Source organism: Achromobacter sp. 18P8.1.1 (assembly GCF_057799415.1).
This window is the reverse complement of record NZ_JBYOKH010000075.1, coordinates 1-26,725: the sequence shown is the minus strand read 5'-3', so window position 1 is coordinate 26,725 and position 26,725 is coordinate 1. Positions and strand designations below refer to the sequence as shown.

At 67.0% G+C, this 26,725-nt stretch carries 25 protein-coding genes; 5 read left to right on the top strand and 20 right to left on the bottom strand.

Features of this window, described 5'->3' with window-relative positions:
• Window positions 1-1,011 precede the first annotated feature (1,011 nt).
• The 6 genes from AC27VE_RS29330 to AC27VE_RS29305 all read right to left on the bottom strand — a co-directional run bounded on the left by AC27VE_RS29330 (window position 1,012) and on the right by AC27VE_RS29305 (window position 5,303).
• Complete coding sequence (locus AC27VE_RS29330) at window positions 1,012-1,755, bottom strand: lysophospholipid acyltransferase family protein (protein WP_427961447.1); 744 nt, start codon at window positions 1,753-1,755, stop codon at window positions 1,012-1,014.
• Window positions 1,752-3,062: a dihydroorotase gene (locus tag AC27VE_RS29325; protein WP_488705718.1), complete on the bottom strand. Its 1,311-nt coding sequence runs from the start codon at window positions 3,060-3,062 to the stop codon at window positions 1,752-1,754. The genes AC27VE_RS29330 and AC27VE_RS29325 overlap by 4 nt, the downstream gene beginning before the upstream one ends.
• On the bottom strand, window positions 3,059-3,982 hold the full coding sequence (locus AC27VE_RS29320) for an aspartate carbamoyltransferase (protein ID WP_488705717.1): 924 nt from the start codon (window positions 3,980-3,982) through the stop codon (window positions 3,059-3,061). Before AC27VE_RS29320 ends, AC27VE_RS29325 begins: the two co-directional genes overlap by 4 nt.
• A gap of 21 nt (window positions 3,983-4,003) precedes the next feature.
• Window positions 4,004-4,405 (bottom strand): Holliday junction resolvase RuvX, encoded by a 402-nt coding sequence (gene ruvX, locus AC27VE_RS29315; RefSeq protein ID WP_006226629.1) that lies wholly within the window; start codon window positions 4,403-4,405, stop codon window positions 4,004-4,006.
• Window positions 4,398-4,985, bottom strand: a complete 588-nt coding sequence (locus tag AC27VE_RS29310) for a YqgE/AlgH family protein (protein ID WP_006226628.1) — start codon at window positions 4,983-4,985, stop codon at window positions 4,398-4,400. The genes ruvX and AC27VE_RS29310 overlap by 8 nt, the downstream gene beginning before the upstream one ends.
• 153 nt (window positions 4,986-5,138) lie before the next feature.
• Complete coding sequence (locus AC27VE_RS29305; RefSeq protein WP_003814980.1) at window positions 5,139-5,303, bottom strand: rubredoxin; 165 nt, start codon at window positions 5,301-5,303, stop codon at window positions 5,139-5,141.
• A gap of 156 nt (window positions 5,304-5,459) precedes the next feature.
• Between AC27VE_RS29305 and AC27VE_RS29300 the strand changes: the two genes are divergently transcribed.
• From AC27VE_RS29300 to hemL, 3 genes are read left to right on the top strand one after another with little or no spacing between them, the layout of a single operon-like run.
• Complete coding sequence (locus AC27VE_RS29300; RefSeq protein ID WP_085946971.1) at window positions 5,460-6,269, top strand: hydroxymethylpyrimidine/phosphomethylpyrimidine kinase; 810 nt, start codon at window positions 5,460-5,462, stop codon at window positions 6,267-6,269.
• Window positions 6,266-6,931: a thiamine phosphate synthase gene (gene thiE / locus AC27VE_RS29295; RefSeq protein WP_088590263.1), complete on the top strand. Its 666-nt coding sequence runs from the start codon at window positions 6,266-6,268 to the stop codon at window positions 6,929-6,931. The genes AC27VE_RS29300 and thiE overlap by 4 nt, the downstream gene beginning before the upstream one ends.
• 5 nt (window positions 6,932-6,936) lie before the next feature.
• Window positions 6,937-8,214, top strand: coding sequence for a glutamate-1-semialdehyde 2,1-aminomutase (gene hemL / locus AC27VE_RS29290; RefSeq protein ID WP_006226625.1), 1,278 nt, complete (start codon window positions 6,937-6,939; stop codon window positions 8,212-8,214).
• Window positions 8,215-8,271: 57 nt separating this feature from the next.
• Here hemL and AC27VE_RS29285 read toward each other — a convergent pair whose 3' ends face one another.
• Window positions 8,272-9,024 (bottom strand): lytic transglycosylase domain-containing protein, encoded by a 753-nt coding sequence (locus AC27VE_RS29285; RefSeq protein WP_488705716.1) that lies wholly within the window; start codon window positions 9,022-9,024, stop codon window positions 8,272-8,274.
• A gap of 240 nt (window positions 9,025-9,264) precedes the next feature.
• Here AC27VE_RS29285 and AC27VE_RS29280 point away from each other — a divergent pair, with 240 nt between their 5' ends.
• Entirely contained in the window at window positions 9,265-11,034 is a 1,770-nt protein-coding gene (locus tag AC27VE_RS29280; RefSeq protein WP_488705715.1) for a flagellar assembly protein A, read from the top strand.
• Between the two features lie 67 nt (window positions 11,035-11,101).
• Here AC27VE_RS29280 and AC27VE_RS29275 read toward each other — a convergent pair whose 3' ends face one another.
• From AC27VE_RS29275 to AC27VE_RS29250, 6 genes are read right to left on the bottom strand one after another with little or no spacing between them, the layout of a single operon-like run.
• A complete protein-coding gene (locus AC27VE_RS29275; RefSeq protein WP_488705714.1) occupies window positions 11,102-11,908 on the bottom strand; it encodes an SDR family oxidoreductase in 807 nt (268 codons plus the stop codon).
• A gap of 13 nt (window positions 11,909-11,921) precedes the next feature.
• Window positions 11,922-12,530, bottom strand: a complete 609-nt coding sequence (locus AC27VE_RS29270; RefSeq protein WP_088590259.1) for a cysteine hydrolase family protein — start codon at window positions 12,528-12,530, stop codon at window positions 11,922-11,924.
• Window positions 12,530-13,063 (bottom strand): aromatic-ring-hydroxylating dioxygenase subunit beta, encoded by a 534-nt coding sequence (locus tag AC27VE_RS29265; RefSeq protein WP_488705713.1) that lies wholly within the window; start codon window positions 13,061-13,063, stop codon window positions 12,530-12,532. The genes AC27VE_RS29270 and AC27VE_RS29265 overlap by 1 nt, the downstream gene beginning before the upstream one ends.
• Window positions 13,054-14,397, bottom strand: a complete 1,344-nt coding sequence (locus AC27VE_RS29260; protein ID WP_088590257.1) for an aromatic ring-hydroxylating dioxygenase subunit alpha — start codon at window positions 14,395-14,397, stop codon at window positions 13,054-13,056. Before AC27VE_RS29260 ends, AC27VE_RS29265 begins: the two co-directional genes overlap by 10 nt.
• A 9-nt stretch (window positions 14,398-14,406) precedes the next feature.
• Complete coding sequence (locus AC27VE_RS29255; RefSeq protein WP_488705712.1) at window positions 14,407-15,651, bottom strand: dienelactone hydrolase family protein; 1,245 nt, start codon at window positions 15,649-15,651, stop codon at window positions 14,407-14,409.
• Between the two features lie 47 nt (window positions 15,652-15,698).
• Window positions 15,699-16,877 (bottom strand): ABC transporter substrate-binding protein, encoded by a 1,179-nt coding sequence (locus tag AC27VE_RS29250; RefSeq protein WP_488705711.1) that lies wholly within the window; start codon window positions 16,875-16,877, stop codon window positions 15,699-15,701.
• Window positions 16,878-17,106: 229 nt separating this feature from the next.
• Between AC27VE_RS29250 and AC27VE_RS29245 the strand changes: the two genes are divergently transcribed.
• Complete coding sequence (locus tag AC27VE_RS29245; RefSeq protein ID WP_488705710.1) at window positions 17,107-18,087, top strand: AraC family transcriptional regulator; 981 nt, start codon at window positions 17,107-17,109, stop codon at window positions 18,085-18,087.
• A gap of 607 nt (window positions 18,088-18,694) precedes the next feature.
• Here AC27VE_RS29245 and AC27VE_RS29240 read toward each other — a convergent pair.
• The 7 genes from AC27VE_RS29240 to AC27VE_RS29210 all read right to left on the bottom strand — a co-directional run bounded on the left by AC27VE_RS29240 (window position 18,695) and on the right by AC27VE_RS29210 (window position 26,525).
• Window positions 18,695-19,102, bottom strand: a complete 408-nt coding sequence (locus AC27VE_RS29240; RefSeq protein ID WP_315141072.1) for a RidA family protein — start codon at window positions 19,100-19,102, stop codon at window positions 18,695-18,697.
• A gap of 50 nt (window positions 19,103-19,152) precedes the next feature.
• The gene (locus tag AC27VE_RS29235; RefSeq protein WP_006226613.1) at window positions 19,153-19,578 is read right to left on the bottom strand and encodes an acyl-CoA thioesterase; all 426 of its coding nucleotides are present in this window, start codon (window positions 19,576-19,578) and stop codon (window positions 19,153-19,155) included.
• A 21-nt stretch (window positions 19,579-19,599) separates the two neighbouring features.
• A complete protein-coding gene (locus AC27VE_RS29230; RefSeq protein ID WP_488705709.1) occupies window positions 19,600-21,240 on the bottom strand; it encodes an AMP-binding protein in 1,641 nt (546 codons plus the stop codon).
• A gap of 71 nt (window positions 21,241-21,311) precedes the next feature.
• On the bottom strand, window positions 21,312-22,481 hold the full coding sequence (locus AC27VE_RS29225; protein WP_006226611.1) for an acyl-CoA dehydrogenase family protein: 1,170 nt from the start codon (window positions 22,479-22,481) through the stop codon (window positions 21,312-21,314).
• Between the two features lie 2 nt (window positions 22,482-22,483).
• Complete coding sequence (locus AC27VE_RS29220; protein ID WP_006226610.1) at window positions 22,484-23,341, bottom strand: enoyl-CoA hydratase family protein; 858 nt, start codon at window positions 23,339-23,341, stop codon at window positions 22,484-22,486.
• Window positions 23,342-23,385: 44 nt separating this feature from the next.
• The gene (locus AC27VE_RS29215; RefSeq protein ID WP_006226609.1) at window positions 23,386-24,177 is read right to left on the bottom strand and encodes an SDR family NAD(P)-dependent oxidoreductase; all 792 of its coding nucleotides are present in this window, start codon (window positions 24,175-24,177) and stop codon (window positions 23,386-23,388) included.
• Window positions 24,174-26,525 (bottom strand): bifunctional salicylyl-CoA 5-hydroxylase/oxidoreductase, encoded by a 2,352-nt coding sequence (locus tag AC27VE_RS29210; protein WP_006226608.1) that lies wholly within the window; start codon window positions 26,523-26,525, stop codon window positions 24,174-24,176. The genes AC27VE_RS29215 and AC27VE_RS29210 overlap by 4 nt, the downstream gene beginning before the upstream one ends.
• Between the last annotated feature and the right edge of the window lie 200 nt (window positions 26,526-26,725).

Genomic DNA, 26,725 nt, shown 5'->3' with positions numbered 1-26,725 from the left:
TCATCTTCGTTGTTGCCTACGGCAACTGCCTTCAGATTCCCTCGGGCTTATCGACTCCCCGCCCCCCCCGGGGGACCGCCACGAAGGGCTCTGCCAGCGGCAATTTCACGTCAGTTGGGGAGAACGGTGTGCTCAGGGTTCTCGCCAACAGTTTTGAGTGGTGGAGGATCTTGCGGGGCCCGCTCCCGGCCGGCCGCGCGGGCGGCCTTTGGGAGCTTACGCAGCGTCTTGCGTCGTGAGGATGCTAGTTGCGTGTTGCATGTAGACCCTATCGCCGTTGAGTGACCATGATGGGTTGCGCGCGATGGACGTTCCCGTTCTTATGACGGATTTGCCGCGCTCCACCCATCCTACGTAGGCGATTGATGTGGGTGGCGGCGCGATGCCGTGCAGTTGTTGGCGTCGTAGGATGGGTGGAGTGCGTTCCGGCCGCCCCCAGCACACGAGCGTCCGCCGCACGGAACCCATCATCGATGCACGCCAACAGATGGGGTTGCGCGCATGCGCAAGCGCCAATGCATGACGAAGACCATGCCGCAATCACACGACAGTCTCCCTATTAGACGGGTAGCGCGCGCACAGGTCTCAAACAGCAAGCGGCTACCTGCCGCGCGCCACCCGTCGCTCCACCCCACCCAGAGACTGCGAGATCATTAGCAAACAATTTCTAGCAAGCGCGCAAGCGGTCATCGCACCAACGACACACGATGCGTATGCCAATTGCAGCCGCCCGCGCGGCTGCAATTCGGCGGGCCCCGCAGCACTCGTCATTAATCGAGAACCCGACAGCGCCCCAAGCCCAGACCCAGGCAGCCCGTCGGCGCTATCGCCATGACGGCGCGCAACCTTGATGCGCCCGAGGGAATCTGAAGGCAGCGGCCGTAGGCCGCAACGAAGATGACAAAGGGGAAGTCCGGAGCGAACGCTCCGGACCGCAATCGTGGGCGCGCGCCGTCATGCCGACACCGCCGACGGGCGACCTACGAAGCACAACAAACCGCCAAAAAAAACCTAAGCAAGCACCCCAAGAATCGCATCCCGCGCCTGATGCGACAACTCCAGCCGAGTAGGCAAACTCCCATCAGGATGTCTAGCCGCCAGCGCAGGCAAAAACACCACCTCGACTGACAGTCCCGTCGTCCCCATGACCCGCCACAGATTCGCCACCAGGCTCTCTTCGCCGACGAACGCGGCGAAGCCGTCCCGTTTGCCGTCACGCAAAAACCGCAACGCGACGGGTTGGATTTCCACCGCCGCCGAACGCGCCGGTTCGAACAGGCTGGCGTGGAAAGGAAGCAGGTCGAAGCCTTCGGTCGTCGTGCCTTCCGGGAACAGTCCCACCGCATCGCCCTGCTTGAAGCGGGCCTGCATCGACTCCCCCATGGCATGCACTGCGTGGCGTTGGCCGCGTTCGATGAACAGCGTGCCTGCGCCCGCCACCAGCCAGCCGATCACCGGCCAGCTGCGGATTTCGCTCTTGGCCACGAAAGACGTCGCGCGCGCGGAATTCAGAACGAAGATGTCGATCCAGGAAACATGGTTCGCCACCAGCAGCACGGGCCCCGTCATGCGCGGTTCGCCTTTGAAGACGACCCGCAGCCCACAGGCCGCCATCAATGCCCGCGACCAGGTGCGATTCAACCAAGCTCGGGATTGGGGCCGGAGAAACGGGTAGACCGCGCCCACGCAAAACAGGCCGAAAACAATCAAGGGCAGCACCAGTGCCAGCCGTAGGACAAAGCGCAGCAGCTTCAAACTGAAGTCTCCCAGGCCAGCCGGCCACCGACCACGGTGGCGCGTACCCGACCGGGCAGCATCATACCCGCGAACGGGGTGTGGGCGCTGCGGCTTTGCAGCGCTGCCGGCATCACCAGCCATTCGGCGTCCAGGTCGGCCAGGCACAGGTCCGCCGGCGCGCCCACGCCCAATTGGCCTGCCTGCGCGGCGTCCGGCGCCATGCGGCCGAGCACGGCGCCCGGGCCCGATGTCACGCGGGCCAGCGCGTCGATCAGCGGGGAGCGACGGTCGCGCACCCACTTCAGCGTCAGCGACAGCAGCAGTTCCAGCGCCGTCGCGCCCGGCGCGGAGGCCGGGAACGGCACCGCCTTGGAGTGGCTGTCGACCGGCGTGTGATCCGAACACAAGGCGTCGACCAGCCCCTCGGCCAGCGCCGCGTGGATGGCATCGCGGTCGCGTTGGCCGCGCAGCGGCGGCGACAGATGGAAATTCGTATCGAAAAAGCCGATGTCGACGTCGGTCAGATGCAGGTTGTGGGCCGACACGTCAGCGGTGACGGGCAGCCCTTCGCGCTTGGCCGCGCGCAGCAGTTCCAGCCCCGCCGCCGTGGACAGCCGGGTCAAGTGCACGCGGGCGCCGGTAGCGCGCTGAAGTTCGAAGATCGTTTGCAGCGCCACCGTTTCCGATTGCGGCGGCAGGCCTTCCAGCCCCAGGCGCTCGGCGTAGGCGCCGCTGGCCGCGACCGTGCCGCGCGCCAGCCAGGGATCCTGCGGACGCAGCCACAACGTGCGGCCCATACCACTGGCGTAGCGCATGGCGCCCCACAGCACCCGTGTATCGGCAATGCCGTGCTCGCCCTGGGCGAAGGCGATGCAGCCCGCCTGGGAGAGCAGGCCCATTTCCGCCAGCGTCTCGCCGGCAAGACCCACGGTCATCGCGCCCAGCGGGTGAACACGGACCGTGCCGGCGTCGGCCTGACGCATCAGCGCGTCGACCTTGCCCGGTTCGTCCAGCGCGGCATCGGCATACGGCGGCAACACCAAGCGGGTCACGCCACCGGCAAGCGCCGCGCGCAACTCGGCGGGCGCAAACGCAGAACCGGTGGCCATACTGCCCGCCCCTGCGGGCTGCAAGACCCGGGCCGACAAATCGACCAGGCCCGGCAGCACGGCCAGCCCGTCGGCATCCAGCACGCGGTCGGCCTGGAAGCCGTCCGGCGCCGCCCCCACGGCCACCACGTGGCCGTCGGCCGTGTAAATATCGTGCCGCCCGTCCACGCCGTTGGCGGGATCGATCAGGCGGCCGTTGGCGATGTGCAGCCTCATGGCGCGTCTCCGGCCAGCACGCCCAAGGCTGCCAGGCGCAAATGTTGCAACAAGCCGGCCAATCGGGCCTCGATGGGCGGCAGGCTGGCGGCCACGTCGCCATCCACTTCCACGCCGGGCGTCAACGCGCCGGCGGGCAGCAGCAACACATCGGGCTTGGCGGCCGCCAGCGTGGCGCGCGTCACGCCATAGGCCTGGGCGTATTCCCGGGCGGACGGCAGCAGCGCACCGCTGATCCGTTCGACGGCCAAGGGCAGCACGATGACCACGTCGGCACCCTGCAGGCCTTCGTGCAGGCTGGCGCAGGCGCGCACGCCCAATTGCGGCAGGCTGTCCGGCAAGAGCGTGCGCGGCGCGACGGCGCGCACTTCGGGCACGCCCAGCGTCGTCATGGCGTGGATGACCGAACGCGCCACCGGCGAATGGCGGATGTCGCCCACCAGCGTCACAGCCAGGTTCGTCAGGTCTTGCTTGATGTCCTGCATCGCCTGGAGCAATGCCAGGGCCGGCAGCGGGTCCGCATGCTGGCCGTCGCCGGCATTGACGACATGCAGCCCCGGCGCCGCCTGGGCGGCCGCGCAATGCGCCGCGCCGCTGGCCGCATGGCGCAGCACCAGGATGCCCGGCGCCAGGCCTGTTACGGTCTGGGCCAGCGCATCGCCCGGCTCGGCGCCGTCGTCTTGCGTATCCAGGACGACAGGCAGCAGGGACAGGCGCGTGGCCGCGTCAGCGTAGGCGTCGCGGCAGGCTGGGTCGTCGGGCAGGGAAAGAAATACGGGCTGCGGCGTGGCGGTCGGCGCCTCGCCCGCGGCCCACGTGCGAGCCGCCTCGAGCAGGCGTTCGACGTGGCGTCGCGGCAACCCTTCCGTTGTCAGCAGATGAATGAGTTCGCCGCGGCGATCAAGTTGCGGATTGAGCATAGGCAGGCCGGGCCGCGTGCTTCAGGACGCAGGCAGGGTGTCCAAGTATCGTTGCAGGATAACAGCCGCGGCCATCGCGTCATCGGCCGCATGCGTGCCCAGCAGGCGCTGGGCCTCCATGCTGGAGCCGCGTTCGTCCACCAGTTCAACGGCCACGCCGAAGCGGCCATGCAGCTGGTTGGCAAAGCGCCGGCAACGCGCGGTGGCGGGCTGTTCGCCGCCATCGGCATCCAGCGCCAGCCCCACGACCACGCGATGCGGCTGCCATTCCTGCAGCAGCGCCGCGATGCGGTTGAAACGCGCGTCGCGGATCTCGCTGAAGATGATTTCCAGCGGACGCGCCTGGCGCGTCAGCGTGTTGCCGATGGCAATGCCGATCTTCTTTTCGCCGAAGTCAAAGGCAAGCAGCGTCTCTTCAGGCATGGCCCGCGTCGCCCGCCAGCATGACCGGATCGATGCCCAGCAGCTTCAAGGCGGCAGGGTAACGGTCTTCCGGAGGCACGTCGAAAATGATGTGGTCGTCGGCGCCGACGCTGAGCCAGGCGTTCTGGCCCATTTCGCTTTCCAGCTGGCCTGCGCCCCAGCCGGCATACCCCAGCGTGACCAGCATCCGGGCGGGCCCGTTGCCGTCGGCCACGGCCTGCAGCACGTCGCGCGAGGTCGTCAGCGCCATCGCGCCCATCTTTATGCTGGAGCTGTAGTCGCCCGCAGGCGCGTGCAGCACAAAGCCGCGGTCGGTCTGCACCGGGCCGCCAAAGAAAACCAGCGTGTCCTTGACCGGGCCGATTTCAAGCGTCAGTTCAATGCGCTCGAACAGGGTGCCCAGCGTCAGGTCAGTGGGCCGGTTGATGACCAGGCCCAGCGCGCCGCGCTCAGTGTGTTCGCATACGTAGATGACAGAACCGGCCAGGCTGCCCTCGACCATGCCCGGCATGGCGATCAGGAACTGGTTGGCAAAGTTGGCCGCCTGCGTCGAGGCGGCTTCGTGGTGTTTTTCCGTCATGGCAACCCCTTCATGGGTAGTCTGAAAGAACCGTGGACGGGGCGCGCGTCATGCGCGGCCCTGCTTGCCTGGCGGCAGACCGTCCTGCGGTTACGAGGGATGGGGGCTTGCCCCATCTTACGAGCCCTGGCGGAATAGGTCAGCGGATCGGGTTCAGATTTCCATCAATTCAAAGTCCTCTTTGCGGGCGCCGCATTCAGGACAGACCCAGTTCGGCGGCACATCTTCCCAGCGGGTGCCGGGAGCAATACCTTCGTCGGGCAGGCCGGCCTCTTCGTCATAGACCCAGCCACAAATCAGACACATCCAAGTACGCATAGTTCTCTCTTACATCAATTCCCGACCGTGGTCCCCGTGGCGGGGCAAAGGTGGGGGGCTTCCATTAGAATGGGGACAATCTTACCGAAACCCAATAGGGGTTCCCCTGATTCACCTCAAAATGAGTCCGGGTACCCTCACTCAAGCGCTGTCCACGTGGCCCCCGTTACTCCCCCTCTCGTTTTGGTCTTCGGCCCGCTCGATCCCTCGGGATCCGACGGCTTGCCCGCGGATGCCGTCACCTGCGCCCGCCTGGGCTGTCATGGCCTGGCGGCCGTGACCGCGCTGACCGTGCAGGACACTGCCGGCATCGAAGAAATCCATCCTGTTTCGCCCGACCTGCTGGACGACCAGGCCCGCTGCCTGCTGGAAGACATGTCCGTGCAGGCCATCAAGGTGGGCGGACTATACACCGCTGAAACGGCAAGCGTTGCCGCCCAGGTCGCCGCCGACTACAGCCAGGTGCCGCTGGTGCTGCACCTCGGCCAGCGCGCCCCCTTGCCGGCGGACGCCGCCGACGAGGACGATGCCGACGACCTGTTGGCCGCCACGCTGGAACTGGTGCTGCCGCAGACCGACCTGCTGGTCATCGAGCACCTGCGCCTGGCGCAGTGGCACGCCGACGGCGACATCGATATCGGGGACGCACCGACGCCCATGCACGCCCTGGTGGCGGCCGGCGCCGAATGGGTCCTGGTGCTGGGCAGCCCGCAGCGGCCCGGCCATTACGCCAACGTGTTGCTGGGCCCCAGCGGCCAGACCCACACCTGGCCGTGGCAAACGCCCCCGGACCGCAACGGCGACGCCGGCGGCCTGGCCGCTACCGCCATCACCGCCATGCTGGCCCGCGGTCTGGAAATGCCCGAAGCCGTGCGCCAGGGCCTGGCGCATGCCGACGCCTCGGTCGCCGCCAGCTTCCTGCCGGGCATGGGCCGGCGCATTCCCAACCGGATCCAACCGCAATGAAACCGCTGCGTTTTCCCGCCGGCCTGTATGGCGTCACCCCTGAATGGGACGATACCGAACGCCTGATGCAGGCCGTGCGCAAGGCCGCCGACGGCGGCATGCGTTCGCTGCAGTTGCGCCGCAAGAACGTGCCCGACTCGGTGCGCGCCGAACAGGCGCGTGCACTGGCGCCCCTGTGCCGCGAACTGGGCGTGGTATTCCTGATCAATGACGACTGGCGCCTGGCGCTGGAGGTCGGCGCCGACGGCGCGCACGTGGGCCGCGAAGACGAAAGCCTGGCGCGCATCCGCGCCGAAGCCGGCCCCGATCTGATCCTGGGCGGCTCCAGCTACGACGACCTGGTCCGCGCCCGCGAACTGCTGGATGCCGGCGCCGACTACATCGCCTTCGGCGCGATGTTCGCCTCCACCGTCAAGCCGGACACCGTGCGCGCGCCGCTGTCGGTGCTGACCGAAGCCCGCCGCCTGGTCGAAGAGCGCGACGCGCCCCGGCCCGCGGTGGTCGCCATCGGCGGCATCACCGCCGACAACGCGCCGCTGCTGGCCCAGGCGGGCGCCGATTCCATCGCCGTCATCACCGGGCTTTTCGAAGCGCCCAGCATCCGGGCCGCCGCAGCGGCCTGCTCCGCGCCCTTTTCCGCCAACCTCAACCGCAAGCCTTGAACGCCATGTCCCGTAACGAACAGCTTTTCGAACGCGCCTGCCGCAGCATCCCCGGCGGCGTCAACTCGCCTGTGCGCGCATTCCGCTCCGTTGGCGGCACGCCGCGCTTCATCAAGCGCGCGCAAGGCCCGTACGTGTGGGACGCGGAAGACAAGCAGTACATCGATTACGTGGGCTCCTGGGGCCCGGCCATCCTGGGCCACTCGCACCCTGAAGTGGTGCGCGCGGTGCAGGAAGCCGCCGTCAACGGCCTGTCGTTCGGCGCCCCGACCGAAGCCGAGATCGAACTGGCCGAAGTGCTGATTGCGCGCCTGCCCTCGCTAGAGCAGGTACGTCTGGTCAGCTCGGGCACCGAAGCCACCATGACGGCCATCCGCCTGGCGCGCGGCGCCACGGGCCGCGCCAAGATCGTGAAGTTCGAAGGCTGCTACCACGGCCATTCGGACAGCCTGCTGGTCAAGGCCGGCTCGGGCCTCTTGACCTTCGGCAACCCCAGTTCGGCGGGCGTGCCGCCGGAATTCGTGTCGCACACGCTGACCCTGGAATACAACAACCTGGACGCCGTGCGCCAGGCTTTTGCCCAGCACGGCGCCGACATCGCGTGCATCATCGTCGAGCCGGTGGCCGGCAACATGAACCTGATCAAGCCGGCGGCGGGTTTCCTGGAAGGCCTGCGCGAGGTCTGCACGCAGCATGGCGCGCTGCTGATTTTTGACGAAGTGATGACCGGTTTCCGCGTGGGCCCGCAGGGCGTGCAGGGCCTGACCGGCGTGAAGCCGGACATCACCACGCTGGCCAAGGTGATCGGCGGCGGCATGCCGGTGGGCGCCTTCGGCGGCAGCGCCGAAGTCATGAAGCACATCGCCCCGCTGGGCGGCGTGTACCAGGCAGGCACGCTGTCGGGCAACCCCGTCGCCGTTGCCGCGGGCCTGGCCACGCTGCGCCTGATCGCCGCGCCCGGCTTCTACGACAAGCTGTCGGCCCAGACCGCCAAGCTGGCCCAGGGCCTGCAAGAGCGCGCCCGCGCCGCCGGTCTGGCCTTCTCGGCCGACTCCGTGGGCGGCATGTTCGGCATCTATTTCAGCAACCAGGTGCCGACCTCGTTCGCGGAAGTCTCGCAGTGCGACACGGCGGCGTTCAACCGCTTCTTCCACGCCATGCTGGACCACGGCGTGCATTTCGCGCCGTCCGCATTCGAAGCGGGCTTCGTCTCGGCCACGCACGACGACGCCGTGATCAAGTCCACCCTGGACATCGCCGAAAAGGTTTTCGCCGCGATGTAAGCGGCGGGCGTGCCGGCCTGGGATGCCTTACAAGGCGCCCGGCTGGCGCGTACCGGTTCAGGGCGCCTTGTAGCGCTCGTAGAGCGCCGTCACATCCCTGACATAGGCTTGGGTTTCCGCGTAGGGCGGCACAGCGTCGTACTTGCGCACCGCTCCTTCCCCCGCGTTGTAGGCGGCCAGCGCCAGGTCCAATCGGCCGGGATACTGGTCGATCAGCCGGCGCAGATGGCGCGACCCGGCCCGCACGTTCGTTGCCGGGTCCACCAGCGCCCGCTCGATATCGTCCACGGACAATACCGACGCCGCCGTCGCCGGCATCAGCTGCATCAGGCCCAGCGCCCCCTTGGGCGAGCGCGCATCGCTGCGGAACCCCGATTCGATCGCAATGACGGCGGTCAGCAACGCCCCATCCACGCCGGAATCCTGCGCCGCGCGGGCGATCAGCCCGTCGTGGGCGGTGGACGGCTTGGCATTGCCCCAGCGCAGGGCGCGGGAAGTGGGCGCAAGCGATGCCAGCCGCGCCCCGTCGCCCGCCTGCGGCGGACAGTCCAGGCAGGCCTTGATGCCGTTGCCGCGCCATACCGTGCGCGCCTGCGCCCGCTTGTAATACTTGGCGTAGCCCGTGGGCACTTTCATGGCGCGCCAGACGCCATACGGGTCTTTGTAACGGTAGATCTCGCTGGCCTGGGCGGGGCGGGCGGGCGCCAGCGTCAGCGCGGCCGCCGCAAGGGCCGCCACCGCCGCCATGCCCCCGGCCCGCGCGGCGAAGGCGCGCAAGGCAGGTAGGAAGGAAGAGGGATGTCGGTGCATGGTCGGGGCGAAGGCGGCGTCGGAAGACGGGTTGGCGAGCCCCTATGCTGCGGCGACGTTCCCGGTTTGTCGCTCGGTCCTACGCCCTAGTCCGGCGCGGCCCCTCGCTTTCCTTGTGTAAAACAGGGCCGAAACTACGGCATACGTCGGACGAGTACGATAGAATATGTCGCAATATTTCGTTTATTTACCAAATGAATGAACCTGGCAGCCATTGAGCGCCAGGCGGGAGAGGCTGAGATGGACGCAGAAAACACGCTCCAGCTGGTGCTGGATGCCAATACCAACGTCCTGACGGCCATTTACACGCCGCCTCCACGCCCCGACGCGGCGACGGCGGACGATGATGACGCCCCCGCCACCGAGGCATCGAACAGCGCCGGCGGGGAAGCCGCCCCTGAACTGAGCGTCGCCCCAGCACTGGACGCTGACACGGATGTCGCCGTCGACACTCTCCCCCACGTCAACCTGGACCTGCCCACCTGGGATACGCTGACCGCGGCCGTCGTGGCGCAAGGCTGGACCGCCGAGGCGCTGGACAACCACGCCGTGCTGGCCTTCATCGACAAGTGCCGTAACGCCGCCGAACCCGTGCAGTTTCCGGTCGGACAGGTGGTGGACGGCTCGTTCGAACTGGAACTCGAACCCACCCGCATGGCCGCCCTGCTGACCCTGCACCCGCCCAAGGGCGGCCGGCCGGTCACGCTGGACATGCTGCGCCACGCGGTGGCTGACCGCGGCATCGTGCACGGCGTGCTGGAACCGGCCATGGCCGAAGCCATCGAGCAGGGCCAAGGCGCCACCGTGATGATCGCCCAGGGGACGCCGCCCACCCGCGGCACGCCGACCCGCTTTGAAAGCCTGCTGGACCGCCTGAAGCCGCGCGCCCAGGAGATCGACGAACTGGCTCAGGTGGACTACCGCGACCTGGGCAGCCTGTTGCTGGTGTCGCCCGGCACGCCGCTCATGCGCCGGGTTCCGCCGCTGCCTGGCGTGGACGGCACCGACGTGCTGGGCGAACCCGTGCTGCCCGATGAAATGCCCGACACGCCGTTCTCCAAGGACATTTCGGGCGTGGAGGTCGACCCGGAAGATCCGCTGCTGCTACGCGCCACAATCGCCGGCACGCCCAAGCTGATCAGCCAGGGCGTGCAGGTCAATCCGATGGTGGAGGTCGACGCCGTCAACCTGTCCACGGGCAACATCACGTTCGAAGGTTCGCTGCAAGTGCGCGGCGACATCGCCGCCACGATGGAAGTCCGCGTGACGGGCGACGTCGTCGTCAACGGCACCATCGAGGCCGCGCTGGTGGAGGCCGGCGGCAGCGTGACGGTCAAGGGTGGCATCATCGGCATGGCCGAGGCCCTGCAGGACGCCGCGGCCACCGCCCGCACCGCCCATATCGTCTGTGGCGGCGCGCTGAAAGCGAAGTTCATTGAAAACGCGATCATCAGCGCCGGGCAGGACGTGGAGGTCGAACGCGAGATCCGGCAAAGCAGCATCGCCGCCGGGGGCAGTGTGCAGGTCGGCCCGCCGAACACGCAGCAAAGCGCCATCACCGGCGGACAGACACGCGCCTTGAATGCCGTACGCGCGGGCACCATCGGATCGCCGTCGGGCATTCCCACCCTGGTGCAGGCCGGGCTGGACCCGCATGCGGACATCAAGCGTTCGGCGCTGACGCGCAAGCGCCTGAAGATGAACGAAGAGAAGGCCAAGCTGGAACAGCTGCTGATGTTCCTGAAGGCCAACCCTCAGCGCGCCCCGGGCGACGTCGTTGAACGCGCCAGCAATACCTATGCCAAGCTTAGCGGCGAACTGCTGGCGCTGGACGCGGAAGAAGCGCAGTTGGTGCGCGACCTGCTGCCGCTGCACACCGCCGTCATCACGGCGACGCGGCGCTTTTGCAGCGGCGCGAAGATCCAGTTGGGCAACAAGATGCAGGAATTCCTGGAAGACCAGGTGGGGGGCAAAGCCGGGCTGGAAGAAGGCGAAATCGTCATTCGCTGACGCAGGCGCCAGCAGCGCCAGCCCCGGCGCCGGTCAAGGCACCGGGGCTGGCGCGCCCCGGCCCGGATCAGGGCGCCAGTTCCTTGAACCAGACCCGCGGTGAAATGCCGCGGTCTGGCCCCAGGATGGAGAACCCGCCGTCCACCGGGATATCCACACCCGTCATCCAGGACGCGGCATCCGAACACGCAAAGCAGACGGCGGCGGCGATCTCGCTGCCCGAACCCACGCGGCCCAGCGGATGGAAGTGCGCCCCCACCGCGTCGGCCGCTGCCCGCGAACCGCCCGACAACTGTTCCACCGACGGCGACCACGTCCAGGCCGGCGACACCGCCAGCACGCGCACGCCGGAAGGCGCCAGCTCCACCGCGAAATTCTTGGTGATCTGCAGCAGCGCCGCCTTGGACGCCGGATACAGCGCGCGTCCGGCCGCGCCGAACTTGCCCCCCGTGCTGCCCAGGTTCACCACCACGCCGCCGCGCGGCAGGTGCGGTGCGGCGAACTGCGTGAAGATCGCGGCCGATACCAGGTTGGTGTCCAGGGTGCTGTGCCATTCCTCGCGCGAAGACGCCAACCCGCGGTCCGCGTACTGGCACGCGTTGTTGACCAGGATGTCCAGCCGGCCGAAGCGCGCCAGCGCGGCGTCGATGCAGTGCTGGATCTGGCTGTCTTGTCCGATGTCGGTCTCGCAGAACAAGGCGCGCCCGTCCAGCTCCTGGGCAAGCGCCTGGCCCGCCTGGGCGTTGCGCCCGACCAGCACCACGTTCACGCCGGCCGCGGCCAGGCCGCGCGCGATGTCGGCGCCCAGGCCCTGCGTGCTGCCGGTGACGATGGCGGTTTTGCCGGCCAAACCGGGAAAGCCTGAAAAATCCATGGATAGTCCTTGATCAGTGCGGCGCGGCGGCCCAGCGCACAGCATCGGCCACCGAGCCGGTTTGCGCAATCAATCGCATGCTGGCAAGCGAGGCCTGGTGCACGGCTTCGTCGGCCGAGGCGCAGGCGTCTTCGGCCACCATCACGTCAAAGCCGATGTCGGCGGCGTGGCGCACGGTGCCCTCCACCACGGAATGCGTGGCAACGCCGGCCACCACCAGCCGGCGTGCGCCGACCACACGCAGGGTCTCTTCCAGCGGCGTGCCGTAAAACGCGCTGATGCGGGTGTGCTTGACGATGAACTCGCGCGGACTGCCGGCCAGCGGCTGCAGCCCGTCGTAGAAGGCGCTGCCCCACTGCCCTTCGGGCACCGCGCCGATCGTCGCCACATTGCGGAAGATCGCGCAGTTGGGCAACAGGTCGGCGTAGTCGGGCCGGAAGGCGATGCGCACGTGCACGATGGGCAACGACTGCGCCCGCGCGCCGGCCAGCAAGGCGGCGGCGCCGTCCAGCAGGCGCTGGCGCGCCCCGCTGTCGGCATCCAGCCCGACGCGGATCTTGCCCTCGGGATGCAGCACGTCGTTCTGATAGTGCAACGCCAGCACCGCGGTGTCCGCCGTCATCAAACGAACACCTCGAACACGTCGTGCGCATCGTCGCAGTTGACGAGATCCACGCGCTTCATGCGGATGCGCCAGCCGTCGCCTTCGGCGGCCAGCTTGTGGGTGCAGCGGCCGGCCAGCTGGCGCGGCTGGCGCTTGCGCCATTCCGTCATCTGGAAGGCGGAGTGCACCACCAGGTTGCCGCTCGTATCCACGCCTTCGACCTGGACGCCGCCCACCAGCCGCACGCTGCGCGTGGGCGGCTGCTGCGACCAGTTGCGGGGATGCTCCAGGCGCCGGATGCGCACGTCGCGCAGCATGCGGTCTTCCCAGAACAGCGAAATGTGGTCGTACGGGCTTTTCTGGCCCGGCACCCGCGGCATCCAGTACATGCCGTCCGGCGTCCACAGCGACTGCCAGTCGTCGTAGCGACGTTCGTCCAGCAGCCGCGCCTCGCGGTACAGGAACTGCGCGATGCGGTGGTAGGCATCCGCCGGCACGTCGGCCGGCGACAGGTCCGTGGTGCCTACGTCGAAATCCAGGTCTAGCAGCATGCGCCTTCTCCCGTGGCGGGCGCGGTCGACGCCGCGCCGGCTTCCATATAGGTCTTCCAGGCGCGGAACTGATTGCGCATGGGCAATTCGCTGGTGCCGTTGACTGACACCAGGCCGTCGGCGTCGCTGCGGTCGCTGCCGTGGTAGCGGTGCATGCTGACCCATTCTCCGCCGCGCGTGGCGTTGCCTTCCTGGCAGCGGTTATAGAGTTCGATATCGTCCGGCATGACGTTGGACGACGGCGAATTGATGACGTTGGCGTACAGCATGGCGCGCTTGAACACGCCGTCCGGCGCCCCCTTGCAGCGAAACGTCTGGATCTCGATCAAGGTGCGGTCCACGGCGATCGGCCGGATCACGCGGAATTGCTGGAACACGGTATGGGGCGAGCCGCTGCCGTAGATGACCGTGTTGTGGCGGTTCATGCCCAGGATCTCGCGGGCGCGTTCTTCGCCATAGGCGCCCGTCAGCGTCTCGAAGTGCGCCCGCGACACCGGATCGCGCTCGGCGGCGCCCGGGTTGAAGATGCCTTCCATATAGCCGTGGCCGTTGTCGTAGGCGCGCAGTTCCAGCTTTTCCCAGAACTCGTAGGGTTCGCCGTTGCCGTCCATGATGTGCAGCTCGAGCGGCATTTCGCCTATCTCCTTGGCCTCGTCGCGGGCCGCGGCATAGGACGATTCATGCGTCACGCGGGCATGCATGGTGTCGTGCAGGTTCTCGTAGAACACCTTCCAGTTCGAGCGCTGCATCACCCGGAAGATGCCGCCCGCGACCTCGACCTCGCCCACCGGGGACCGGTCGCACAGATTGTCGATGGATGAACGCACGCCCCCCAGGAAGTCCGTCAACGCCGGGCCTTCCTTCGCCTGGCTGGCGAACACGAAGCCGCGGTAGCTTTCCACGCGCGCCAGCCGGCGCATCGAAAACGTGGGGTCGGTGGGGTCGTAGGCCGTACCCTCCAGGCCTTGCTTGAGCGGCACGCCCAGATGGCTGCCGTCCAGCTTGAAGGTCCAGGCGTGATACGGGCAGCGGAAGAACTTGCCCACGCAGCCTTCGCCGTCGGCCACCACCTTCGCGCCCTTGTGCGGGCAGCGGTTGTACAGCACGTGCACGTTGCCGTCGGAAGCGCGCACCATCAGCACGTCCTGGTCGCCCAGGCGGGTGGTGTGATAGTCGCCCGTTTTGGGCACCTGGCTTTCGTGGCCCACGTAGATCCAGGCGCGGCCGTAGATCCGCTGCATCTCCAGATCGAAGATGGCGGGGTCGGTGTAGACGCCGCGGTGCACGCTGTCGCCGCGTACCATCGCGGCCAGTTGTTCCTGCGAGTAAGACATGTTGGCCTCCTACTTGTTCGCGCTGTCTTTCCAACGCGCCATCAGCGTGTTGGACGGCAAGGTCTCGTCCAGCAGCTTGGCGGCGGTTTCACGGCCCGCCACGGGCAGCCCCTTCGGGTCCAGCAGGCCCACCTGCACCAGCACGCTGGCCTGGTCCCAGTAGATGTGCTCGTGGTAGAGCTTGTCGCCCCGGAATTTCACGATGGCGATCAGCGGGATCTCCACCGGCCGGCCCGTCGGCGCCACACCGGGCAGCAGCCAGTCGATCTCGGTGGTATGCGTGAAGCAGAACAGCAGCTCGTCCACGATCTGGGTCGCGCCGACGGTGCGTGACAGCGGGATCAGCCGCGTATCCGGCGGGTTGCTGTTGACGAAATGGTGCTGGTAGAAGCGCGACAGCTCCTTGTGGCCCACGCCGCCCGTCATCGTCGGGATATGGTTCACGTAGGGTTCGGCCACCATCGTGGCCATGGTGGCGGCCACGTCGCGCGTGCCGAATTCATATTCGCAGTGCTTGTCCCACAAGGCCGAATAATCGAACTCCGGGCCGATGGCGCGCTGCAGGGCCGCCATGCTGCGCTGGTGCGCCATCAGGGCGGACGGCTTGTCGTAGTGGTCCCCGCCGGTGCGCGCAAACGCGTGGTCCATGCCCGGATACACGTAGAGTTCCACCCCCGGCTTGCCACCCAGCGCGGCGAGGATGCGCTGGCGTGCCGCGGGCGGACAGAAGCCATCCTGCTCGGCAATGTGCAGCACCAGGCGGCCGCGCAGGTTGGCCGCCTCTTCCAGGCTGCTTTCAATGCCCACCCCGTAGTAGCCCACGGCCACGTCCACATCGGTGCGGCACGCGGCCAGATACGCCAGCTTGCCGCCCAGGCAGTAGCCCAGCACGCCCACCCCGCCCTGCTGCTCGGGCAAGCCGCGAAGCGCGGCGATCGTGGACGCGATGTCTTTCAGGCCCAGCTCCACGTCGAAGCCCTGATAGAGTTCGAACGCGCGCGGCATGTCGGCGGGGCCATCGGTCAGCTGGATGCCGGGTTGCTGGCGCCAGAACAGGTCGGGCACCAGCACCACGTAGCCCTCTTCGGCCAGCAATTGCGCCGCACGGCGCATGAAGTCGTTGACGCCGAAGATCTCCTGGCAGAGCACCAGGCCGGGGCCGTGGCCCGCGGCCGGCACGGCCAGGTAGGCGCCAAAGGACTTGCCATCGTGCGAGGCAATCGTGATCTCGCGCGTCGTCATGTTCTGGGTCATGCGGTTCTCCTGTAATGCGTGATGCGTATTGCGTGAGGCACTCCGCCTTACTTCATCTGGCAAGCGGCGGCGAACGGGTCCTGGTACTGCGTCAGCACGGTGCCCGACAGCTTGTTGGCCAGCTTGCCATCCGCGCCCGCCTCGACGACGCGCAGGTAATAGTTCTGGACCGGATACTGGTTGCGGTTGAACGTGAAGTCACCCCGCACAGACTTGAAGTCCGCACGCCGCAGCGCCGGGCGCAAGGCGTCCGCTTCCAGCTTGCCGCCCGTCTGGCGCACGGCGCTGTCCAGCAGCATGGCCGCGTCATAGCCCTGCGAGGCGTACAGCGTGGGGCTGCGGTTGTAGGTCTTCTTGAAGTCTTCGACGAACTTGCGGTTGGCCGGGTTGTCCAGGTCGGCCGCCCACTGCGACGTGTTGCGCAAGCCCTGGATGGGCGCGCCCACCGCCGCGATCGTGTCCTCGTCGCCCGAGAAGCCGGGGGCCAGCAGCGCGATGTCCTTTGACAGGCCCGCACCGTTGAACTGTTTGATGAAATTCACGCCCATGCCGCCGGGAAGGAAGAAGAACACCGCATCCGGCTTGCTGGCGCGCAGCCGCGTGATCTCGACCCCGTAGTCCAATTGGCCGAGCTGGGTGTAGATCTCTTCGGACAGGCCGCCCTTGTACAGGCGCTTGAAGCCATTGAGCGATTCGCGGCCGCCCGGATAGTCCGGCGCGATCAGCGCCACGCGCTTGTAGCCCTGGTCGGCGGCGTACTTGCCCATGGCGGCGGGGATGTCCTCGTTCTGCCAGGCCACCGCGAAGAAATTCGGATTACAGCCCGCGCCGGCGTAGTTTTCCGGGCCGGTATTGGTGCTGAGATAGATCGTGCCCGACTGCAGGATGGCCGGCATCACCGGCAGCAGCACGTTCGAAAACACAATCCCCGTCATGATGTCCACGCGATCGCGCTTGAGCAGCCGCTCCACCGCCTGGCGGCCCGCGTCGGCCTTCTGCTGGTCGTCGGCCACCACCACTTCGGCCGGCAGGCCGCCCAGCTTGCCGCCGGTATGCTGCAACGCCAGATTGAAGCCGTCGCGGATCTCGTTGCCCAACGCCGAACCAGGTCCGGACAGCGTCGTCAGCAAGCCCACCTTGACCTTGTCGGCCGCCGAGGCCCCCGCCGCGGCCGCCATACAGACCAGCGCCGCCAGCGCACGCCGGCTCCAGAGATTTCGATTCATGAGCCACCCCGTTTGCACCGCCAGCCGCGCTGGCGGAAAGCTGACAGAACCCGTCTGCCGTCGGTTTACGCATGCTGCCGATCCACGTCGCCACCTAGCGTATGCCGCCGGGCGGCGCCGCTCTATCCGAATACGGTCAGTTTTATCCGGGATTCACTTAATTCCCAAGCCGGGACGATTAAATTACTCTGGCCGCAGATACGGGAGCGTTCCCGTCCCGGAGGCATCCATGCACGGCTGGTCCCGACTCACGCTTGCGCCCTTGCTCAAACGGCGCGTGTTCAGTTCCACCCACCAGGACGAGACGCGCACGCGCGTATCCGAAGCGCTGAAGGAACACCGCCTGACGTGGAAAGGCGGCCGCGTGGACGCCGAACTGAACCGGGGCCGCTTCGGCTCGCTGACGGTCTGTACGTTGCGCTACGGCGCCGAAGTCCACATCGAACCCGACCGCCTGCAGGATTTCATGCTGGTGCAGGTGCCGCTGCGCGGCCGCGCCTGTATCGAATGCGGCGACGAGCGCGTCAACGCCAACCCCGATTGCGCCGCCGTCATCGCCCCCAACCGCCCGCTGCGGCTGCACTGGGAAGCCGGCTGCGAACAGCTGCTGCTGAAGATCCCCCGCGGCAAACTGGAAGCCATCGGCCAACGCGCCTTCGGCGACGCCGCCACCCGCCCGCTGGACTTCAGCCCCGCGCTACGCCTGGACAACCCCATCGGCGCCGTCTGGCGCAGCATGATGACTGGCCTGATTCACCTCTTGCCCACCCTGGACGACGGCGCCCCCCGCCCGCCCGCCGCGTGGCTGGAACACATGGAAGACAGCCTGATCCTGCACCTGCTCTACAACCAGCCCAACACCTGGCAGACCCAGTCCGGCCAAACCCCGGCCGTCCCGCGCCGCCTGACGCTGGCCGAGACCTACATGCGCGACCACCTGTCCGCCCCCCTCACCCTGACCGACATCGCCCGCCACGCCGGCGCCAGCGCCACCGCCCTCACCCGCCTGTTCCAGGAACACCGCTACACCACCCCCATGAACGCGCTACGCGCTCTGCGGCTGGACACGGCAAGACAACAATTGAAGACGAACGCCACCGCCAGCGTGACCGAGGTCGCGCTGGGTGTCGGGTTCGGACATCTGGGAAGGTTTTCGGAGTACTACCGCGAACGGTTCGGCGAACTGCCAAGGGAGACGCGACGCGGTTGATGGGGGTCGGTTCGCGGGGGGAGATGATGGGTTGCGCGCGTTGGGCAACGGTTCAATATTGACGACCCGAGCGCGCTCCACCCATCCTACGGATGACACGCAGCGTCACAGAAGAAGGCCAGCAGCGCATATGTCGAGGATCGGCAGCGCCACGTACGAAGGACCCAGCGTCACATGTCGGAGATCGGCAACGCCAAGTACGAAAGGACACAGCGTCACATACCAGGACTCGCCAGCGCCAAGTCCGAAATGACCAACAACGTCACGGCGCAAGACGATGCGTACGCTCCACGAGGCCGCCCGCGCGGCCGGCATGGAGCGGGCCCCGCAAGATATTCCACCCTACCCCAACGTTGGCGCGAGCCCTAAGCACGCAGCCCGCCCCGGCGGACGCCAGGTTGTCAATCACGCAGCCCGGCGCGGGGGTGGCCTGGGGTGCGAGGGGAGTCGATAAGCCCGAGGGAATCTGAAGGCAGTTGCCGTAGGCAACAACGAAGATGACAAAGGGGAAGTCCGGAGCGAAGGCTCCGGACCGCAATCGTTGACCCGAGTCACCCCAGGCCACCCCCGCGTCGGGCGTCAAAAGAACCCCCCCCCCGTAAAAGAATCAAACCCCCGGCACCACAGCCGTCACCTCAATCTCCACCTTAGCCCGATCCTCAACCAGATCCGCCACTTCCACCGCCGTCATCGCCGGAAAATGCCGTCCGATGAATTCCCGGTAGTGCTTGCCGATCGCCGGATACGCCGCCACGTACGCATCCTTATCCGTGACGTACCACGTCATCCGGACAATATGCTCGGGCTTTGCACCTCCTTCGGCCAGGATGGCGACAATGTTCGACAGCGTCTGGCGGACCTGGTCCGCCAGGTCATCCGACTCGAACTGCTGCTGGCCATTCCACCCCACCTGCCCGCCCACGAACACGAGCTTGCTGCCCACCGTCATTTCGGTAAGCACGCCATTCGAATAGCCCCGGGGCGCCATCCAATCCGGCGGTTGCAGAATCTTCATAACGTCTCATCCTATTTTTAAAAAAACAAACTACAGGGTGGCCCCGCCGCTTACGCCGCGGCAGCCAGATAAGCCTGCATGCGTTCCCGCAAGTCCGCAGGCAGCGGCATGGACTTCATCGTCCGCAAATCCACCGTCACGATCGTCAGCGTCGCCGACAGGCGCAACTGGCCGTCAGGCCCTTCGAAACGCACCAGCGCCTTGAACGAGGCCCCGCCGATACGCTGCACTTCCAGCGTCTGGCGCAGGCGCTCGTGCCAACGGCTGGGCGCGCTGAAATCGCACGTCACCGACGCCATCGGCGTGCCGATGTGGCGCTCGACGTGCAGCGCGTGGAACGGCAGCCCCATGCCCTTGTCGAACCATTCTTCGACAAAGTCGTTGATCATCTCGAAATAGCGCGGGTAGAAGACAATGCCGGCCGGGTCGCAATGACGGAAGCGGACTTCTACCTGGCTGATGAAAGGAGCGGCCATGATGATTTCCCGGTTGCCAGTTCAAGCCATCTTGCGCAGCGCGAAACGTTGCAGCTTGCCCGTTTCGGTACGGGGCAGCGCCGCCACGAATTCGATCGCGCGCGGGTATTTGTACGGCGCGATGCTGGCCTTCACGAAGGTCTGCATCGCCGTCACGAGTTCGTCGCTGGGCGCGTAGCCCGGTTTGAGCACCACGAACGCCTTGACCAGCTGGCCACGCTCGTCGCACGGCGCGCCCACCACCCCGCATTCCGCCACGGCCTCGTGGCGCAGCAGCGCGTCCTCGACTTCCGGACCGGCGATGTTGTAGCCTGCCGACACGATCATGTCGTCATTGCGCGCCTGGTAGAACAGATAGCCTTCGTCGTCCTGCATGAAGGTGTCGCCCGGCAGGTTCCAGCCGCTTTGCACGAAGCGGCGCTGGCGCTCGTCGGCCAGGTAGCGGCAACCCGTCGGGCCCTTGACCGCCAGGCGGCCCACCGTGCCGTTGGGCACCGGATTCATGTCGTCGTCCACGACTTGCGCCACATAACCCGGCACCACCTTGCCGATGGCGCCGCGCTTGACCGATTCCGGCGGGCTGGACACGAACACGTGGATCATTTCCGTGCCGCCGATGCCGTCGATCATCTCGATGCCGCTGGCCTGCTTCCACAGCTGGCGGGTGGCGTCCGGCAGGGCTTCCCCAGCCGACACGCTCTTCTTCAGCGAAGACAGGTCGAACTTGCCGACCAATGCCGCCATCTGGCGGTAGAACGTGGGCGCCGTGAAGACGATGGTGGCGCGGAAGTCCTGGATCAGTTCCAGCAGGCTTTCCGGCGTCAGCTTTTCGGCCAGCACGGTGCTGGCGCCCACACGCAGCGGGAAGCACAGCAGACCGCCCAGGCCGAACGTGAAGGCCAGCGGCGGGGTGCCGCAGAAAATGTCGTCCGGGCCCGGCGTGATGACGTGCTTGGGGAAGAGGTCGCACATCGCCAGCACGTCGCGGTGGAAGTGCATGCAGCCCTTGGGCGAACCCGTGGTGCCGCTGGTGAAGGCGATCAGGCACACGTCATCGGACGCCGTGTCGCAGGCGGCGAAATCGTCCGGCTTGGCGGTCGCCAACGCGTCCAGCGCATCCGGCGCCGTGTCGTTGAAATACATGACCTGCGACAGGCCGGGGCAATGGTGTTCGTGATCGGGCTGGGCGCAGAACTGCGCTTCTTCCTTCAGGCGGGCATCGCAAAGCACGGCCTGGATCTGGGCCTTCTCGATGATCTGCTTGAGTTCCTTGGCGCGCAGCAACGGCATCGTCGGCACCGTCACCAGGCCCGCCTTGATCGCGGCCAGCCAGGACGCAGCCATCATCGGGTTGTTCGGTCCGCGCAAAAGCAGGCGGTTGCCGGCAACCAGCTTCATGTCCTCGGTCAGCACGCGCGCGATGCGGTTGGTCAGCGCGGCCAGTTCCCGGTAGGTCATGGTGGCCGGCTTGCCGTCCTGGCGCCAGCGCAGCGCGACGCGCTCGCCGAAGCCGCGGTCGACCATGGCGTCCACAAGTTCGACGGCGCAATTGAACCGCTTCGGATAGGCCACGTCGGGGCCGTCCAGCAGGAATTCTGGCCATTGGTCGCCCGGGGGCAGGTTGTCCCGGGCGAAAGTGTCGATGTGGGCGGATGCTTCCATAAGATTCCCCTTGCTATGCGATGCGGTGCGGTGTGGTTGGCGTTGCGGAATGGCGAGGGCTCGATGGCCCCTTATGCCTTCAGCAATTCACGGGCGATGATCAACTTCTGCACTTCGGTGGCGCCTTCGTAGATACGCAGCGCTCTGATTTCCCTGTAAAGCTTCTCCACCGGCATCCCCGACACTACCCCCGCGCCTCCGAACATCTGGAGCGCGCGGTCGATCACGGTCTGCGCCGATTCCGTGGCCATCATCTTGGCCATCGCCGCTTCACGCGTGGTGCGCAGTTTCTGCACGTCGCGCATCCACGCGGCGCGGTACGTCAGCAGCGCCGAGGCATCGATGGCGGTCGCCATGTCGCCCAGCGCGGCTTGCGTCAGTTGCAGGTCGGCCAGGGTCTGGCCGAACATGCGGCGCGACTTGGCGCGCGCCAACCCTTCATCCAGCGCCCGGCGGGCAAAGCCCAGCGCGGCCGCCGCCACCGATGCGCGGAAGATATCCAGCGTCATCATGGCCAGCTTGAAACCCTGGCCCGCGTCGCCCAGACGATGCGACACCGGGATGCGGCAGTTGTCGAAGGTGATCGTGGCCAGCGGATGCGGCGCGATCAGTTCGATGCGCTCGCTGACCTCGAAACCCGGGGTGTCGGCATCCACGACGAACGCGCTGATACCGCGCGCGCCCGGCGCCTCGCCGGTACGGGCGAAGACGACGTAGAAGTCGGCGATGCCGCCGTTGGAAATCCAGGTCTTGGCGCCGTTCAGCACATAGTGGTCGCCGTCCAGCCTGGCTTCGCAGGCCAGGGCGGCCACGTCCGATCCGGCGTCCGGTTCGGACAGCGCGAAGGCGGCGATCTTCTCGCCGCTTGCCACGCGCGGCAGGTAGCGTTGGCGCAGTTCGTCGGAGCCCATCAGCGAGATGGCGCCGCTGCCCAGGCCCTGCATCGCAAACGCGAAATCGGCCAGCCCTTCATGGCGGGCGAACGTTTCGCGCAGGATGCACACGGCGCGGGAATCCACTTCCGGCAACGCGCCGCCCCAGGCGCCGCCGGGGCCGCCCGCAACCGCGTAGCGCAGCCAGCCGGCCTGGCCCATGGCCTTCACCAGTTTCTTGCAGGCCGCATCCGCGTCGTGATGATCCACGTCGCCCAACGATTTCTCGCACCAGGCGTCGACGTCATGCGCCAGCTTGCGGTGCGCGTCGTCAAAAAAGGGCCAGTCCAGCCAGCTAGCGTCACGCATCATCAGTTCCCCTCGAAGACCGGCTTCTGCTTGGCCACGAAGGCCTCGTAGGCGCGGTGGAAGTCGCGCGTCTGCATGCAGATGGCCTGCGCCTCGGCTTCGGCCTCGATGGCTTCGTCCACGCCCATGTTCCATTCCTGATGCAGCAGCTTCTTGGTGACGCCGTGCGCAAACGTCGGGCCCGCGGCCAGTTGCGCGGCCAGCGTCTGGGCGGCTTCGCCCAGCTTGTCGGCGTCATGCAGGGCATTGAAAAAGCCCCAGCTGGCGCCCTCGTCGGCCGTCATGGCGCGGCCGGTGTACAGCAGTTCAGAGGCGCGGCCCTGGCCGATCATGCGCGGCAGCAAAGTGCACGCGCCCATGTCGGCGCCTGCCAGGCCCACCCGCGTGAACAGGAAGGCGGTACGCGCGGCCGGGGTGCCCAGGCGCATGTCGGACGCCAGCGCCACCATCGCGCCCGCGCCGGCGCAAACGCCGTCCACCGCGGCCACGATGGGCTGCGGGCAGGCGCGCATGGCCTTGACGAGGTCGCCCGTCATGCGGGTGAAATCCAGCAGTTCCGGCATGGTCATCTTGGTCAGCGGACCGATGATCTCGTGCACGTCGCCGCCCGAGCAGAAGTTGCCGCCCGCGCCCGTCACGACCACGACCTTGACGTCGGTGGCATACACCAGCGAGCGGAACAGGTCGCGCAGTTCGGCGTAGGAGTCGAACGTCAACGGGTTCTTGCGTTCCGGACGGTTCAGGGTGACGGTTCCGATCTTGCCGTCGGCCGACACCTGCCACAGGAACGTCTTGGCCTGATAGCCGGCCAACGGACGCTTGTGGTGCTTCATGGTGTGCTCTTCGGACTGGGTGCTCATGGTGTCTCCGTTCGTTATCCTGGGGTTGATGGGTCGCGCCGGCCTCAGCCGGTCATCACTTCGCCGCCATCCACGGCGATCGCCTGGCCGTTGATGGAGGCGGACGCCGGCAGCGCCAGCCAGGCCACCGTCTCGGCCACTTCCTCGGGCTGCACCAGGCGGCCCTGCGGGTTGCGCTCGGCCAGCTTGGCCCGGGCGGCTTCCGGCGTCATGCCAGTCTTGTCCACAATATTGGTCACCGCGCCACGCACAATGTCGGTTTCGGTGTAGCCGGGGCACACCGCATTCACGGTGACGCCCTTCTGCGCCGTTTCCAGCGCCAGCGACCGGGTCAGGCCGATCACGCCGTGCTTGGCGGCGCAATAGGCGCTGACATAGCCATAGCCGATCAACCCCGCCGTGCTGGCCACGTTGATCACCCGCCCCCACTTTTCCTGCAGCATGCCGGGCAACGCCGCCTGGATACAGTGGAACGTGCCCGTCAGATTGACGGCGATCATCTGCTGCCAGAGCGCCGCGTCGGTGCGGTCAAAGCGCTGGCTCACCGCCTGGCCGGCGTTGTTCACCAGCACCAGCACCGGGCCGAATTCCACTTCGGCCTGCGCAAACGCCGCGCGTACCGAGGCTTCGTCGGCGATGTCCGCGCTGACGGTCTGCACCTGGCCCAGGCTGGCCAGGCTGTCGGCGGCCGCCTCCAGGGACGCGCCGTCGCGGCCCAGCAGCGTGACGCGCGCGCCGCGCGCCAGGAGCGAACGCGCGCTGGCCAGGCCGATGCCGCGGGCGCCGCCCGTCACCAGCGCATGGCGCCCGGCAAGGGGTTGCGGGGAAGTCGTCATTTGATATCCAGTTGCGCCATGGCAGCGGCGCGTTCGAAATTGGTTTCCAGCTGGCGCTTGCCGGCGAAGTACTGGCTGGGCCAGGCCACGTCGGTATAACCCACCCGCGCCGCTTCGCGCAGCGTCCAGGAGGCGTCGGCCAGATGGGGACGCGCCAGGGCGCACAGATCGGCGCGGCCCGAAGCGATGATGCCGTTGGCGTGGTCGGCTTCGAAGATGGCGCCCACCGCGATGGTGGGAATGCCGGCTTCGTTGCGCACGCGGTCGGCGAACGGGGTCTGGAACATGCGGCCGTAGACGGGCTTTTCTTCCTTGCTGACCTGGCCCGACGAGCAATCGATCATGTCGGCGCCCGCTGCCTTGAAGTGGCGCGCGATCTCTACCGCGTCGTCCGCGGTGATGCCGCCTTCGACCCAGTCGCTGGCGGAAATCCGCACGGACATGGGCTTGTCTTCAGGCCACACGGCACGCACGGCGTGGAAGACTTCCAGCGGGAAGCGCAGGCGGTTCTCCAGGCTGCCGCCGTATTCGTCTTCGCGGCGGTTAGTCAGCGGCGAGATGAAGCTGGACAGCAGGTAGCCGTGCGCGCAGTGCAGTTCCAGCCAGTCGAAGCCGGCTTCGGTGGCGCGGCGGGCGGCGGCCACGAAGTTGTCGCGCACCGCATCCATGTCGGCGCGCGTCATGGCGCGCGGCGTCTGCGACACGCCTTCGATGTAGGGCAAGGCGGACGCCGACAGCAGCGGCCAGTTGCCTTCGGCCAGCGGGTGGTCGATCTTCTGCCAGCCCAGCTGCGTTGAACCCTTGCGCCCGGCGTGGCCCAACTGCACGCCGATGCGGGCGTCGCTGTTGCCGTGCACAAAATTGACGATGCGGGCAAAGGCCTGGGTCTGCTCGTCGTTCCACAGCCCCGGGCAGCCCGGGGTGATGCGGCCGTCGGGCGACACGCAGGTCATTTCAACCATGACCAGGCCGGCGCCACCCATGGCGCGCGCGCCCAGGTGCACCAGATGGAAGTCGCCTGGGACGCCGTCGGTGCAGGAATACATGGCCATCGGTGACACCAGGATGCGGTTCTTCAGGCGCACCCCACGCACTTGGTAAGGCGTCAGCATCGGGATGGCGGGACGCTTGCCGGCTGCCGCCGGTGCGCCGGCGCGCTCCGCAATCCACCGCTCGAAGCCTTCCAGCCAGGCGGGGTCGCGCAAACGCAGGTTTTCGTGCGAGATGCGCTGCGAACGAGTCAGCAGCGAGTAGGCGAATTGCTCGGGTTCCAGTTCCGCGTAACGCTCAACGTTTTCGAACCATTCGGTGGAATTGCGGGCGGCGTTCTGGATCTTCAGCACTTCCACGCTGCGCACTTCCTCGTAGTGCTTCAGACCGGCTTCCACGCTGCCTTCCGCACCGCTCAAGCAGCGGGCAAGCTCGATGGAGTCTTCCAGCGCCAATTTGGTGCCGGAGCCGATGGAGAAGTGGGCGGTATGGGCGGCGTCGCCCATCAGCACGACGGGCACGCGGCGCTGGCCGCGGGCGGTCTCCAGCGTGTTCCAGTGCACCCAGGTGTTGCAGATGACGCGCGGGAAGCGGATCCAGATGGCCGAGCCGCGCAGGTGCGAGGCGTTGCTGATCAGCGCATTGCCGTCCAGCCAGGGCGCGAACAGCTTTTCGCAGTAGGCGATGCCCTCTTCCTGGCTCATCTGCTCGATGCCGGCGGCCTGCCAGGTTTCCTCGGGCGTTTCCACGATGAAGGTGGACATGCCGTCTTCGTAACGGTAGGCGTGAGCCTGGAACCAGCCGTGCTCGGTCTGCACGAAGGCGAAGGTGAACGCGTCGAATACTTTCTTGGTGCCCAGCCAGACGAAGCGGCAGCGGCGCTGGTCGATGTCGGGGTGGAAGGTGTCGGCGTAACGGGTACGGATCTGGCTGTTGATGCCGTCGGAAGCGATGACAAGATCAGCGTCGTATTCGCGGGCGATGGCCTGGTCATCCTGGACGAAGTTCTCGAACACCAGCTTGACGCCGACGTCTTCGCAACGCGCCTGCAGGATGTTCAAGAGCTTCTTGCGGCCGATGCCGATGAAGCCATGGCCGCTGCTGCGGATGCTGCGGCCCTTGAAGTTGATGTCGATGTCGTCCCAATGGTTGAACGCATCGCCGATGGTCTGGGCGGAAACGGGGTCTGCTTCACGCAGGTTCTGCATGGTGGCATCCGAAAACACCACGCCCCAGCCGAAGGTGTCATACGGCCGGTTGCGTTCGATGACGGTGATTTCGTTCGCGGGGTTCTGCAATTTCATCAGCAGACCGAAATACAGGCCGGCGGGACCACCGCCGATGCAGACTATTTTCATTGCCGTAACGCTCCGAGGTACGCGACAGTCGCTCGTTTATCGGGAGCGGGGCGCCGCGGATATTTAGGTCTGGATAGTTTAGGCTTGAAATATATACCTGAAGTGGGGGGATCGCAAATGGGGGAAATCTATTAGTGCTTTTGGGAATGGGGGACGGGGTGCGGGGTGCGGGGCGGTTAACGGCGTTGCAAGTTTTCGTA